We start from the raw sequence: 12,794 nt of genomic DNA, 5'->3' as shown, positions 1-12,794 counted from the left end.
GGGGAATTACCCCGCTGTTTTATTTTCAACGGTTAAAGTGATCTACAGAATCTGCTGTTTATCACGTGACTATTGTTCTGAACTATTGCTCCGAACCGTAAGAAACATGCTAATCTAACGAGCCTTTTTTAATATTCAGCAATATCATCACAATGAAAGAAACCCTGATCTATATCTGCAAAGCAGTGGTCTTTGGCCTGGTTATGGCAGCCGTCTTTTTGCTGGCCAACCGTTTTCTGGGCGAAGGCAATCTCGGTGGCAACCTGTTGCAGTTCAGGGGGAACAGTGGTGCAGAGCTGTCCTTTGCCAAGGCGGTACGCCGCGCCGCGCCAGCAGTAGTGAACATCTACAGCCTGGGTATCAATCAGAGCCGACCTCTGGATGGTGGTTTACTGCAGGGTCTAGGCTCAGGCGTCATCATGAGCAAGGAAGGCTACATTCTCACCAACTATCATGTGGTCAAGAAGGCCGATGAAATTGTGGTGGCATTGCAGGATGGTCGAAAATTCGGTGCCGAAGTCGTCGGTCAGGATCCGGAAACTGACCTCGCCGTGCTGGAAATCCAAGGCGAGAACCTACCCGTGGTACCAGTGAATCTCGACAGTCCTCCTCAAGTAGGCGATGTGGTGCTAGCCATAGGTAATCCCTATAACCTGGGGCAAACCATCACTCAGGGGATCATCAGTGCCACAGGGCGTAACGGCTTGAGTACAGGTTATCTGGACTTTCTGCAAACTGATGCCGCCATCAATGCCGGTAACTCGGGTGGCGCCCTGATAGACACCCATGGTGGTCTGATAGGCATTAATACCGCCGCCTTCCAGATAGGCGGTGAAGGGGGGGGCCATGGCATCAACTTCGCTATTCCCATCAAGCTGGCCTATGCGGTCATGGGTAAACTGATCAAGGATGGCCGGGTGATTCGCGGTGCCTTGGGGATCTCAGGTGAAGACGTCAGCCCGGTTGTGGCACAAATACTCAACTTGCCGGATCTTCGCGGTGTAGTAGTGACCGGCATAGAACCCAATGGCCCGGCAGCACTGGCCGGTCTGAGGCCCAGAGATGTGATCACTCAGTATCAGGGCGAAGAAGTTACCCGCATCTATATGCTGATGGACAGGATTGCCGAAACCACACCCGGTACCAAGGTTACCCTGCAAGTGATCCGTGCAGGTAAACAGATAGAGTTTCCGGTTGTAATAGGTGAGAAGCCGGTCGACTACAACTGAAAATAAATCTGCCAGCAAAACAGGCAGAGACAAAAACACCGGGCCAAGAACCCGGTGTTTTTATTGGTAACAGGACTTAGTCCTGCTCTTCGTCGTCTTCATCTTCCAGCTCGTCACCTATGTAATAGGTGCCCCAGCCGTCATAGTCGACCTTGTGCTTGACCGCCAGCTGCAGCAACTGCTCACAGGCCTTATCCAGAAGCTCGGCTTCAAGTTGATGGTAGGCAATAGCGTCAAAACAGAAGATCAGGCTACCGTCATCCAGCTCCACCTCTTCGGCATCATTAACCTCAAAGCCCAATTTAAAGGCATCGACAGCGGCCTTCTCCAGGCGCTCAAAGTTAGTGGACGAAAAATGGTGCTCTATGGTGTATTCAGCATCGGCCTCAGAACCGTCATCCAGCAAGGACTGAATAATGTCACGGTTTTCCTGCTTCTGCGCCTGCAACAGACGTTCAATAGACATGCTTGTCTCCGAAAAAAAGTGTCAGGGAGTATTATACGATATCCGCTGGCACAGTTTTACCCATAAGTGCTGCCGCCTCGGCATTCAGTTGTTTCAGCTTGCTGGCCATGGTGGCATGGATCTTATCGGATAACTCTTTGACATTGGCCTTGCTTAGACCGGTAGTCGCCACAGGCTCCATCATCTCAATGATCACCACACCGTTGTTCCAGCGGTTGAGCTTGATATGGCATTGATTGGAAGCCAGCACCGGCACCATAGGCACTCCGGCGGCTATGGCGGTATGAAATGCTCCAGCCTTAAAGGGCAATAGACCGCGACCGCGACTACGGGTACCCTCAGGAAAGATCCACACAGAGAGACATTTCTCCTTGATCTTGCGCGCCGTCTCGGCCATGGTTTCAAAGGCGCGGGCACGGTTCTTGCGATCGATGAGAATATTACCCGAAAGCCAATAAAGCTGACCAAAAAGTGGCATCCACAACAGGCTCTTCTTCCCCAGACTGACAGTACCTTTGGGAACCGCAGCCGTGTGGGTAAACATATCGAAATTATTTTGATGGTTCGCCAGAAAGATACAGGGCTCACCCGGGTTGGTTTTGCCTGCTCGCACTATGACTTTAACACCCAATATAGGGGCTACCGCCGAAAACAGTCGGGCAAACAGGTGTACATTATCCCTGTGTCTTGGACGCAAGATGCAAAAAATGCCACCAAAAACAAAGGCCAGCAACAAAAGCACTGCCAGCAGCAGAGAACGGACTATCAACAGCATAAATTTACTCCACTTATGCAACGGCGGACAGTATAGCTACAGGCCTGCTGTGGCTCAATCTTTTGTTTACATCTGTGCGCTGATTTTTAACAGCAGAAAAAATGCGGCCGCCGGGCCGCATTTGGAGGTTAGTTCTCAGCGGCCTGGACTCAGGGACGATCGCTGAAACTTAGCAGTATACGAAACAGCAGCGCACTCAGTGCCAGAGTTGCCACTATAGCGGCCCCACTAGGCAGGTCATAACTCGCCGAGGCCCACAGACCGGCGACATAACCCAATACTCCGACCAGATAGGCCCAACCAAGTGCGAAACGGCCGCTGTATTTATTCAACGCCAGTGCCGGCAGAATCAAGGTGCTGAACACCAGATAGACACCCACCAGCTCCACCGACAGGGTTATCACCAGGGCAAACAGGGGATAAAACACGGCGCCATTGAGCAAAGACGGGCGCCACAGCAATAGCCCCAACACCAGAGCATAAACCAGAGCCGGCAAGATCAGTTGTGGCCAGTTGACCCAAAGGATCTGCCCCGACATCAGCTGCTTGAGCAGCTCGGCACCATGGGGGTCGTTGGAGAGCAACAACATGGCAGTCACAGCAGCCAACACGTAGAAGCAGCCGATCATGGCCTCCAGTTCAGAGGCCATTTTACGTGACAACCAGGCTATGATTCCGGCCCCGGCCAGGGCAAACAATGCCGGCATCCATACATGAGAATAAGGAATATCCTCCAGATCATGGTTAAGATGCGCCACTATCGCCCCCAGTGCCGCGACTTGGGCAATCGCCAGATCGATAAAGATGATCCCGCGCTTCAACACCTGGCGCCCCAATACCACATGGGTTGAGAGCACCAGCAGGCCGGCCGCAAAAGCCGGCAGGAGTATGCTGAACAGTCCGCTGTCCATAATCAATTCACGCTCTTGAGCAGCGAGATGGCGCTGTCATACAGGCTGAAAAGATCCTGGCTCTGGGCGTTACCACCTACCGACATGGGCAATACCAATACCGGCAGCTTGGCTCTTTCACCCAACCAGTTGGCGCCACGTTCATCCTGATAGGATGCCACTACCACGGCACTGACATCCCCTTGCCCTGCCCGCTCAAGCAGCGAAGCCAAGTGTGAACTGCTGGGGGGCAACCCGGGCTTGGGCTCAAGATCCGCGACCTGAGAAACTCCCAACCAGTTGAACAGATAGCGGAAACTGGTGTGATAGGCGATAACCTTCTTGCCCTTGAGTGATGCCGCTTCGGCCTCCCAGTTGGGAATAGCCTGCTGCCAACGCTCGCTGAATGCCTTGAGCGCAGCCTCATAGTCGGCTTTTCCTTGAGGATCCAGGGCCACCAGCTTGGCGCTCAGCGCCTTGGCGATATCCAGCATCCGATAAGGGTCAAAGTGCAGATGCGGATTCCCCTTGGCGTGCACATCCCCCATGCTGCGGTCGACCGAATCCAGCTTATCCAGGGTCTCAACCTGATCGGCTGCAAAAAACAGCCCCTGATCCGTAGAGCGCACCTTGGCGTTGGAAGATTTCATCTGCAGCATAGGCAACCAACCGATTTCCAGATCCGCACCGGCGCAGACCGCCAGATCCGCCTGGCGCATCTTGGCGATCAAACTGGGCCGCGCCTGCACCTGGTGAGGATCCTGCAAGGCCGTTGTGGCCGAATAGATGTCCGCATCCGGTGCCAAGCTCTTGGCCAACGCGGCATATTCAGGTTCACAGGCAAAAATATTCAGGCTGGCCTGAGCCTGCCAACTGGCCACCAGAGTCAAAGCGGCCGTGGCCAGGCCGACAAATTTAGAATTGATGCGCACCGTGGGCCCCCAGAGTCATAACGTATTGCAGAGTGATAACATTGTCGTCTTCGATACCGTCGAAATTAGTGCCACGCTGATTGGTGTACTGCAGTCTTACGGTAGAGAAATGGCTGTGATGCCAGGCCAGGCTAACTTCGGTTTCTTTCAGCTTCTGACCGTGGAAATGATCGTCGTGGGCCTGCTGGGTATCCAACTCGCCATAGCGGATCCCGGTAGACCAGCTGGGGCTCCATTGGTAGACACCGCTCAGATACCAGCCCTGATGGTAATCTTTCGGCTCAGCATGGGCGTGTTCATCCTCGTGATGCTCATGCCCGGCCTCGGCAACGAAATCTGCCACCCGGAAATACTCACCACTCACAGTCAGATGCTGATACTTGTAGTTGCCGTTGGGTGCCCACTTATAAACAAAGTCGGCAATATAGGTGTTTTCACCCGTATAGGCTGCACCATGGCTGTGACCTTCGTGGTCGTGGCCGTGATCATGCTCCTCTTCCTCACCCGCGTGCTCTTCAAAAGGGGTCAGGCGGCCATTTTCATTGCGCAGATATGACAGTCCCAACTGCCAGGAACTGTCTGTCCCTATATCACCACCTATCTTGGTGTAAGCGGTGTAGACACCCACATCCTCGAACTCGCGCTCGCCGTGTTCATCCTCGGCACGCATCTTGTCGCCCTTGAAGGCCTCCAGCCCCATGACCCAGTAAAGATCAGTCGGCGCCACATAGTTCAAGCGGATACCATCATCGAAGTAATGATTGCCTAGGAAGGCGCGGTAAGCCGCCGGTCGGTCGGTAAAGACATCCGAGTGCGGGTGTTGGTTATTGAGATAGCCCACGTCAGACAGGAAACGACCGGCACGCACCGCAAACCCAGCCGGCATCGCCAAAGTTTGAATAAAAGCCTCTTCCAGCTCCACTTCGGTATCACCATCATGGTTTTCTATGATGGTGGTGACTTTTCCATAGAACATATCATCAATATTAGCGCTGAGTGCCAGTTCGGTTTCCCCCAGACCAAAACCTTCCTGACGCTCGGCCAAGGGACGATCCGCCGTTTGATAATAGCCATCCAAAACCGCACTGATCGCCGGATTGGTCAGCGTAGGGTTCTGGGCCATTGCACAGGTGGAAACCAAGCCACAGGCCAAGGCCAGAGGCGAAATACGAGTTGAAAAAACAGTCATTTTAGCTCCTGAAATACAGCAGTCATCGCACCGCAATTCGATGCGGTCGATAGCAAAATTTAAATAGCAGTTTCTTTAAATTCAGGCTGTAACAGGGGGTGCACGACTGTTAAACAGGCGAACGTGGGGCGCCTGCCAGGAAGAAGCCGTAAAACTGGCTCTGATATAGGATTGTTTGACAGCATCCAGATGCAGCCCGGTGCCGGGCATGACCTTATTCAGCTGATGCTGATGGAAGCAGAGAGTACAGTGAGTCTTGTGCCCCTCTTCGAGATGGGAAATGCTGTGGGCCGACGCAGCCACAGACAAGAGCACCAATATGGCGGCAAGCCATATGGCAATAGTGCTTCTTGTGCGAACAGCGATATCCAAACCTAACATCCCCCAGACAGATCCGGCGCTAGTTTAAGTCAGCTGAGACAAAGGTTGCAACAAGGTTACTGAGGGAAAATAAAGCTGCAAGCGTTACAAAATGTGTAAATTTGCAATCTATATTGAAGATATTTTGCTGACACGACAGGCGATTAAGTTCTGCTTAAGCTCTGCCGGATAAGGTTTAAGCGATACAGTATCAGCCATGCAATAGGCATCAACCAAAGGAAAAGCTATGTTGGCATTTCTCAAAAATAACCTGGGAATCATCCTGTTTGCCATTCTGTTTTGTGGCGCAATTTTAGGTGGCATCTATTACGTCGAAACCTCCCTGGCCAATCAGGTACAGGTGATAGAGTAAGCCGTTAACGGTACTTCTGCCGCTGCGCCGAATCATCCTCTTCAACTTTAACCGGCGCCTCAACCGTGTGCAGATGATCCATCAAGTGGCTGATCAGCAAGACGATCAGCCCAAGAATTGCGATGGGTATCCCAAAGTGTCTGGTCTCTGGGACCAACCAGGCACAGATAGTCGCCGCCAGCCCCAGGTAAAATCCCATCAGTTTCAATTTTAATAACCAAGGCGTCTTCCCTAGCCAGGCTTCACAATGAGGGCACTGGATCTGCGCAGAAAAGCCACTACCCCGCTGCTGAGCTATCTGAGAAACATTAAAGGTTTTATTGCAATTGGGGCATAACACTCGGGCTTTCTCCGACGAGTTCACAAAGGGGCGCCATTCTAGCAAAGCTGAGGTCCGCCTTATATCTCTCATGTGTGAAAAACCACAAATCTGTAAGCTTTTTTAGGCGCCATATGACGTTTCGTGTCATATTTATTGACTCAAACGCTTCAAAAAATACAGATAAGAATCGGACAAAAACATGGTTAGAACTCTCTTACTGGTGTTGTGTTTATCCCTCTCCTGGCAATCCTTTGCATCTGAACCTGAACCACTCGCCACCGAGCAGCTCACTTTGATGCAGCAAACCATAAAACAAAATATTCAACAGCTTCGCAGCGCCAAGGGCGAACTCAAGGCGGTAACGGAGTTTAGGATCAAGGCGCTGACTCTGGCGCAAAGAAATAAGCTCAAAGAGAGCATTGATGCCATTGGCGACAAGAATGCAGACCCTCAGGCCCTGATGAGCGTTCTGCCGCACCTGGAGGCGCAGCGACAACTGTTGCAGCAAATGGTGCAATATCTCGACAAGGAGATAGTGGCGCTGCAGGGCAAACTCGGCAAAGGGGAAGATCAACGGCTGATGCTTGAGATCTCCCGCCGCAGCCTGGAAAAGGATGAAATTCAAAAAGGCTTGCTGGAACTGCTCAATTGGTCTGAACAACTGGGGCAGGATGTCAGCCAGGCGAAAGACTCTCTCAAACAACATCTTATCGTCAGAGCCGAGTTGTTGGAGAGCCTGGTGAGCTACAACCAGCAGCAGTTGGGGGTTCAAATGGCCGAAAATGCTTTGGCGGGCAAAGATGTCAGCAGCGAGCAGAACAAGGCCTTGACCCTGCTGAAAGAGCGGCTAGAAAATAACAGCAGCAGCCTGAGCGCTGTAATTGGCATGCTGGATAAACTGGATGTGGATACCAGCGATCTGAAAAAGACCCTGTTTGCCATCTCCGGGGATATCACTCAGGACGTCCTCAATATCGATGTCGTCTCCAGCCTGGCCGGACAATGGCTCGATATCGCTAAGGCGCAGCTGATTGAAGGCGGGCCGGATATGCTGTTCAAGATATTTATCTTCTTGTTTATCCTGCTACTTACCGGCTTGCTGGCCAAACTGACCAAGCGAATCGTTGCCAAGGCGGTCAGTAACTCCAAGCTCAAGTTCAGCAAGCTGCTGCAAGATTTCTTCACCTCGCTTTCAGGCAAGGTCATCTTTACTTTGGGCTTGTTGATCGCCTTGTCACAACTGGGGTTCGAACTCGGGCCTCTACTGGCCGGTTTCGGTATTGCCGGGGTGATTATCGGTTTTGCGCTGCAAGATACCCTATCCAACTTCGCCTCAGGGATGATGATCCTTATCTATCGCCCCTTCGATGTGGGAGATCTGATCAATGCCGCCGGGGTCACTGGCCGAGTCAGCCATATGAGCCTGGTTTCTACCACCATCAAGACCCTGGACAACCAACGACTGATTGTTCCCAACAACAAAATTTGGGGCGATACCATTAACAATATCACCGCCGAGCATCACAGACGGGTAGATATGACCTTCGGCATCAGTTACAGCGACAATATCGAAAAAGCCGAAGCCGTGTTGGAGCAACTGGTGCAAGAGCATCCCAAGGTACTGAAACACCCTGAGCCCACGGTTAAACTGCACCTATTGGGTGAATCCTCGGTGGACTTTGTAGTGCGCCCTTGGGTCAGGCCGGAAGATTATTGGGAAGTTTACTGGGACATTACCCGGGCGGTGAAGATGCGCTTCGACGAGGAAGGGATCAGCATTCCATTCCCGCAGCGGGATGTACACTTCTACCGCGGTTAAACCGGTGCGGCAGTATCCAACACCACAAAGGGCGCAGATGCGCCCTTTGTCATTGCCGAGTTAAAGCCCTATCACTTCACCCTGTTCATCGATATCGATATGCAAATAGCCGGGGTTCAAGCCCAGCCCAGGCATGGTCATCACCTTACCCACCAAGGCGGTGACAAAACCGGCTCCGGCATTGAGCCTAAGCTCGGTGATTGGCAGAGTGAAACCGCTTGGCGCCCCCTTGAGTTTGGGATCGTGACTGATAGACATTGGCGTCTTGGCCATACACACAGGCAGCTTGTCTGCGCCAAGGCGCTGGATCTCGGCCAGTTGCTCACGGGCCTTGGCCGACAACTCAACTCCTGCTGCACCATAACCAAGCTCGGCCAGAGTCGCCAAGCTGGCCTCGAGTCCAAGCGAAGGGTCATAGAGAGGCTTGAAACCACGGCCCTTGCCTATGGCCGCCAATACCGACTCGGCCAGCGCCTTGGCGCCATCGGCACCTAGAGCGAAGGCCTCGCTGAGTTCGCAAGCATCGGCGCCCTCAGTCAGACAGGCTTGTCTCAGCCACTCAAGCTCCTGCTCGGTATCTTCGGGGAAGCGATTGATGGCCACCACCACAGGAGTACCATAGCGACGCACATTGGCCAAGTGCCAGGCCAGATTGGCAAAGCCCTGCTCCAGAGCCTGCCGGTCAGGCCGACTGACAGCCTCACCCTTGAGTCCGGCATTACTCTTAAGCGCTCTCAAGGTCGCCACCAAGACGGTGCAATCAGGCCGACGTCCGGAAACCGGCGCCTTGATATTACAAAACTTTTCAAAGCCCATATCCGAACCAAAACCGCCTTCAGTGACCACATAGTCGCTGAGTTTCAGCGCCATCTCATCGGCAATGACAGAGGAGTTGCCGTGGGCGATATTGGCAAAGGGTCCTGTGTGGATAAGACAAGGGGCACCATTGAGAGTCTGCATCAGTGTCGGCTCCAATGCCTGACGCAAGATGGCACACATGGCACCGGCAACCCCGAGTCGCTCGGCGGTAATCGCCTGTCCAGCGGTGTCGAGAGCCAGCAACACCTGGCCGACACGGCGACGCATATCATTAATATCACGACTCAGGGCCAAAATGGCCATCAGCTCTGAGGCGGCGGTGATATCAAAGCTCGATTCATGCTCCGGGCCATTATTCTCTCCCAGCCCTATCTGAATCTGTCGCAGGCTGCGATCATTGTGATCCATCACCCTGTGCCAAAAGATCTTTTCCGGATCGATATTGAGCGCATCCAAACCACTGCGACGGCTGAACTCTACCGCCCCGAGACGCTGCTCGTGATGCAGCCGGGCATCCAGCGCGGCGGCGGCCAGGTTGTGAGCGCTGGTAATGGCATGAATATCTCCGGTGAGGTGCAGATTCAGCTCTTCCATCGGCACCACCTGAGCATAACCGCCTCCAGCGGCTCCCCCTTTGACGCCAAAGACAGGCCCCATACTGGGCTGACGCAGACAGGCGCAGACCTTGTGTTCGAGCGCATGCAAGGCCTGGGTCAAGCCTATGCTGGTCACCGTCTTACCTTCACCATGGGGGGTAGGTGTTATTGCAGTCACCAGAATCAACTTGCCGGGCAAGTAATCATCGACCCGTTTGAGCAAACTCAGCGGGATTTTTGCCTTGTGGTCGCCGTAACAGCTGAATTCTCCAGGCCGCAGTCCCAGCTCGGTAGCAATATGCTCAATGGGACGCCTCGGCGTCATCCTAGAGATCTCTATGTCCTTCAACATTCAGTAAAACTCCCGCAGGGGCCAAAGCTAATCGTTCAAAAGACCCGCATACTAGGGTATTCCCGCCTCAAGCAAAAGCCCGAAAAAACGTCATTCAGTATTACCTTAATCTGAGTCAAAAAAACTTAACTGAAAATGGTTGAAAAACAGTTTCCAAGCGGAAGGAAAATGGCGAGCGCCAGAGAGGCCATTAAGACAGAGGCCCAGGTGCAAAACCTAGGCCCCCTTATGGCTCAGAGTAGTGAGACCTCGCCGCAAAGATGCGGCCTGCGCCCCTTCTGATCCCTGAGTTCAAACTTATAACCCTGCTCCAGGGTCTGAGCACAGAAACAGACACTGGCCGGCATAAACAGCGGCAGCTTGAATGCCACATCGATGACACAGGGCTTATTGCCCAGCTCCGGCATCAGCTGAGCCACGCAGCGGGCCTTGGACCACATGCCATGGGCCAACACCCGGTCGAAACCAAAACGCTTGGAAAGCAAGGGGTGCAGATGGATCAGGTTATAGTCGCCCGAGGCTCTGGCATAACGCCGACCCAGGTCGTCACCCAACTCCCAGACGCTGGGGTTTTCCCATTGAATATCCCCGGCCTTGGGAGGCCTGGCTCTGCGCCCGGGCTTATCTATACGGTACAGGTAAGTAGACAAGGATTCCCACACCAACTCTCCGGCCACAGTCACTCTGGAGATAAGGTCAAACTCGAGTCCGGAATCTGTCTCACGACTATCGGTGAGACGGCAATCGATATCGAAACACTCATCGACAGTAACACTGCGAAACTGACTGATACGGTTACGCAGGTGGATCATTCCCAGCAGAGGAAAAGTGATGGCATCATGAGTAAAGATCACCGCGTGCAACCTGAAGGCCATCACATACAAGTAAGTAGGCGGCAAAGTTTTACCATCAAACTCGAAGCCACACACCTGAGCGTAATCGGCCACCTTGCCGGGCTCCAAAGCCACGCCGGGAGTATTAACACTGATACGAGGTAAAGGCTGGTTGTCCCAGCCAGGCTTTCGCCCGAAAAAAATCTTGCGATACAGCGAAAACAACGAAGGCATCGTTCGCAGTTCGACACTGAATTTCATAACCAAAAAGCCCACCTTGAGTATTCCAAGCCGAACATTATACCTCATCCCCGCGATTTGCGGAGCTATCTATGATTTTGCCAACGGTCAGCCACCCGTTATCTGGGACTAATGCCAAGAACCACGGCTTGTGAGACACTATATGTCTTCGAGTCTTTTAGAACATCCAAAAGTGCAAGATCAGAACTTTGACAAGCTGGCGCAGAAGTTCGCCAACAATATCTATGGAACCCCCAAAGGACAGATCAGAGCCGCGGTACTCTGGCGCGATCTGCAAGAGCACCTCCCCTACTTTGCCGGCCGAAAACTCAGAGTATTAGATGCCGGCGGCGGTTTTGGCTTTTTCAGCCAGAAGCTGGCAGCCATGGGGCATGAAGTCGTACTTTGCGACATCTCCTCGGCCATGTTGGAACAAGCCAAAGAGCAGATTGCCGCCTCGTCCAAGCCCTTGGATATTCAACTGCTGCATTGCGCCATTCAGGAACTGAACATAACGGAACTGGGCCAGTTCGACCTTATCCTGTGCCATGCCGTTGCCGAATGGCTGCATGATGCCAAGGGCACACTAGCGGGTTTGCTGTCACTCTTGAAAGATGACGGCCTGTTTTCACTGATGTTTTTCAATAAGGAAGCGATGCGCTTTCACGCCCTGGTGTCGGGCAATTTCGACTATGTGGCCGCCGATCTGCAGACTCGCAAAAAAGTCCGCCTCAGCCCGAAACATCCGCTGCAGATAACCGATGTACAAGCTTGGTTTAACGAGTGGCAACTGGAGTTGAGATGTGAATCCGGGGTAAGAGTCATCCATGACTATCTTAAAAAGAGCCTGCCGGAAAATTTCGACTTCCAGCAACTGCTGGAGATGGAACTGAAATACTCACGCCAGCAACCCTATCTGTCTCTGGGCCGCTACGTGCATTTCATTGCTCACAAGGCATCCGGCCCGAACAACTCGATTGAGGGTTGATCTTTGCCATCCACTATCTGAGCCAGATAACGATTCTCTTCCGGCACCAACTGCGCCAGGCGTTCGGGATCCATGTGCTTGAGCAAGACCTTGCCGCTGTTGGGGTGAAACATCACCTTACGCGGCCAAGGGCCGCCCAAATCCTCCGCCTGCACTGGGATCTGCTCGAGTTCGAGATAACGCAGTACAAAATCTATGTTGGACTGGCCGACATTCAGCACACTGCTTTGGCCCATTCTGGCGCCGCCGAATACTTTGGCCTGTAATCTGTGTCGCTGACCACCGACACAGAGTATGGCATTGATCAACTGCTCCATGGCCCAGTTGCCGTAGCGGCAGCTGTAGCTGGTCAGTCGGTGCCAATCTTCGTGAAGTTTGCGCTCGGGTAACAGAAAGTGATTCAGGCCACCTATGCCGAGTACGGGGTCCCAGATACAAGCCGCCACACAAGACCCCAAGCGGGTAAAAATGTACTCATCGGCACCTGTAATATAAAAATCGCCGGGTTCGACCCTGGCAACCACCTTGCCAAAACGTTGATCCCACTGACGAACTGTTCCTTCAAACCCCTTGTACGCATCGCTAATGCCTTGCATCTCAACTCCCTGTGT

General features: G+C 53.0%; 14 protein-coding genes. 4 read left to right on the top strand and 10 right to left on the bottom strand.

Features of this window, described 5'->3' with window-relative positions; translation table 11 throughout:
• The first annotated feature begins 146 nt into the window (after nucleotides 1-146).
• Entirely contained in the window at nucleotides 147-1,229 is a 1,083-nt protein-coding gene (degS, locus tag K5621_RS02925) for an outer membrane-stress sensor serine endopeptidase DegS (protein WP_221051108.1), read from the top strand.
• Nucleotides 1,230-1,305: 76 nt separating this feature from the next.
• Here degS and rraB read toward each other — a convergent pair whose 3' ends face one another.
• The 6 genes from rraB to K5621_RS02895 all read right to left on the bottom strand — a co-directional run bounded on the left by rraB (nucleotide 1,306) and on the right by K5621_RS02895 (nucleotide 5,862).
• The gene (gene rraB / locus K5621_RS02920; RefSeq protein ID WP_221050386.1) at nucleotides 1,306-1,695 is read right to left on the bottom strand and encodes a ribonuclease E inhibitor RraB; all 390 of its coding nucleotides are present in this window, start codon (nucleotides 1,693-1,695) and stop codon (nucleotides 1,306-1,308) included.
• Between the two features lie 31 nt (nucleotides 1,696-1,726).
• Nucleotides 1,727-2,470 (bottom strand): 1-acylglycerol-3-phosphate O-acyltransferase, encoded by a 744-nt coding sequence (locus tag K5621_RS02915; RefSeq protein ID WP_100143072.1) that lies wholly within the window; start codon nucleotides 2,468-2,470, stop codon nucleotides 1,727-1,729.
• A gap of 149 nt (nucleotides 2,471-2,619) precedes the next feature.
• Nucleotides 2,620-3,381: a metal ABC transporter permease gene (locus K5621_RS02910; RefSeq protein WP_221050385.1), complete on the bottom strand. Its 762-nt coding sequence runs from the start codon at nucleotides 3,379-3,381 to the stop codon at nucleotides 2,620-2,622.
• Nucleotides 3,382-3,383: 2 nt separating this feature from the next.
• Entirely contained in the window at nucleotides 3,384-4,292 is a 909-nt protein-coding gene (locus tag K5621_RS02905; RefSeq protein ID WP_039034462.1) for a metal ABC transporter solute-binding protein, Zn/Mn family, read from the bottom strand.
• Nucleotides 4,276-5,481 (bottom strand): hypothetical protein, encoded by a 1,206-nt coding sequence (locus K5621_RS02900; protein WP_221050384.1) that lies wholly within the window; start codon nucleotides 5,479-5,481, stop codon nucleotides 4,276-4,278. The genes K5621_RS02905 and K5621_RS02900 overlap by 17 nt, the downstream gene beginning before the upstream one ends.
• A gap of 81 nt (nucleotides 5,482-5,562) precedes the next feature.
• Nucleotides 5,563-5,862, bottom strand: coding sequence for a DUF2946 domain-containing protein (locus tag K5621_RS02895; protein ID WP_100143069.1), 300 nt, complete (start codon nucleotides 5,860-5,862; stop codon nucleotides 5,563-5,565).
• Between the two features lie 226 nt (nucleotides 5,863-6,088).
• Here K5621_RS02895 and K5621_RS20080 point away from each other — a divergent pair, with 226 nt between their 5' ends.
• Nucleotides 6,089-6,214 carry a hypothetical protein gene (locus K5621_RS20080; protein ID WP_039034459.1) on the top strand — a complete coding sequence of 42 codons (126 nt, stop codon included), beginning with the start codon at nucleotides 6,089-6,091 and terminating at the stop codon, nucleotides 6,212-6,214.
• A 4-nt stretch (nucleotides 6,215-6,218) separates the two neighbouring features.
• On the opposite strand, the gene K5621_RS20120 is transcribed toward K5621_RS20080, so the two are convergent.
• The gene (locus K5621_RS20120) at nucleotides 6,219-6,413 is read right to left on the bottom strand and encodes a hypothetical protein (RefSeq protein WP_342370145.1); all 195 of its coding nucleotides are present in this window, start codon (nucleotides 6,411-6,413) and stop codon (nucleotides 6,219-6,221) included.
• A 322-nt stretch (nucleotides 6,414-6,735) separates the two neighbouring features.
• On the opposite strand from K5621_RS20120, the gene K5621_RS02885 reads away from it, so the two are divergent.
• On the top strand, nucleotides 6,736-8,355 hold the full coding sequence (locus K5621_RS02885; RefSeq protein WP_221050383.1) for a mechanosensitive ion channel family protein: 1,620 nt from the start codon (nucleotides 6,736-6,738) through the stop codon (nucleotides 8,353-8,355).
• A gap of 60 nt (nucleotides 8,356-8,415) precedes the next feature.
• Here the strand turns inward: K5621_RS02885 and K5621_RS02880 are convergent, their stop codons facing one another.
• Nucleotides 8,416-10,122: a formate--tetrahydrofolate ligase gene (locus K5621_RS02880; protein WP_100143067.1), complete on the bottom strand. Its 1,707-nt coding sequence runs from the start codon at nucleotides 10,120-10,122 to the stop codon at nucleotides 8,416-8,418.
• A 233-nt stretch (nucleotides 10,123-10,355) separates the two neighbouring features.
• Nucleotides 10,356-11,189: a MaoC/PaaZ C-terminal domain-containing protein gene (locus K5621_RS02875; RefSeq protein ID WP_221051107.1), complete on the bottom strand. Its 834-nt coding sequence runs from the start codon at nucleotides 11,187-11,189 to the stop codon at nucleotides 10,356-10,358.
• A gap of 199 nt (nucleotides 11,190-11,388) precedes the next feature.
• Between K5621_RS02875 and K5621_RS02870 the strand changes: the two genes are divergently transcribed.
• The gene (locus tag K5621_RS02870; protein ID WP_221050382.1) at nucleotides 11,389-12,183 is read left to right on the top strand and encodes a methyltransferase domain-containing protein; all 795 of its coding nucleotides are present in this window, start codon (nucleotides 11,389-11,391) and stop codon (nucleotides 12,181-12,183) included.
• On the opposite strand, the gene K5621_RS02865 is transcribed toward K5621_RS02870, so the two are convergent.
• The gene (locus K5621_RS02865) at nucleotides 12,144-12,779 is read right to left on the bottom strand and encodes a chemoreceptor glutamine deamidase CheD (protein WP_221050381.1); all 636 of its coding nucleotides are present in this window, start codon (nucleotides 12,777-12,779) and stop codon (nucleotides 12,144-12,146) included. The two genes, K5621_RS02870 and K5621_RS02865, sit on opposite strands and share 40 nt — an antisense overlap.
• Between the last annotated feature and the right edge of the window lie 15 nt (nucleotides 12,780-12,794).

Source organism: Shewanella carassii, assembly GCF_019670705.1.
GTDB lineage: Bacteria > Pseudomonadota > Gammaproteobacteria > Enterobacterales > Shewanellaceae > Shewanella > Shewanella carassii.
Note: the sequence above shows the minus strand (reverse complement) of the source record. Positions and strands in the feature narration are given on the sequence as shown.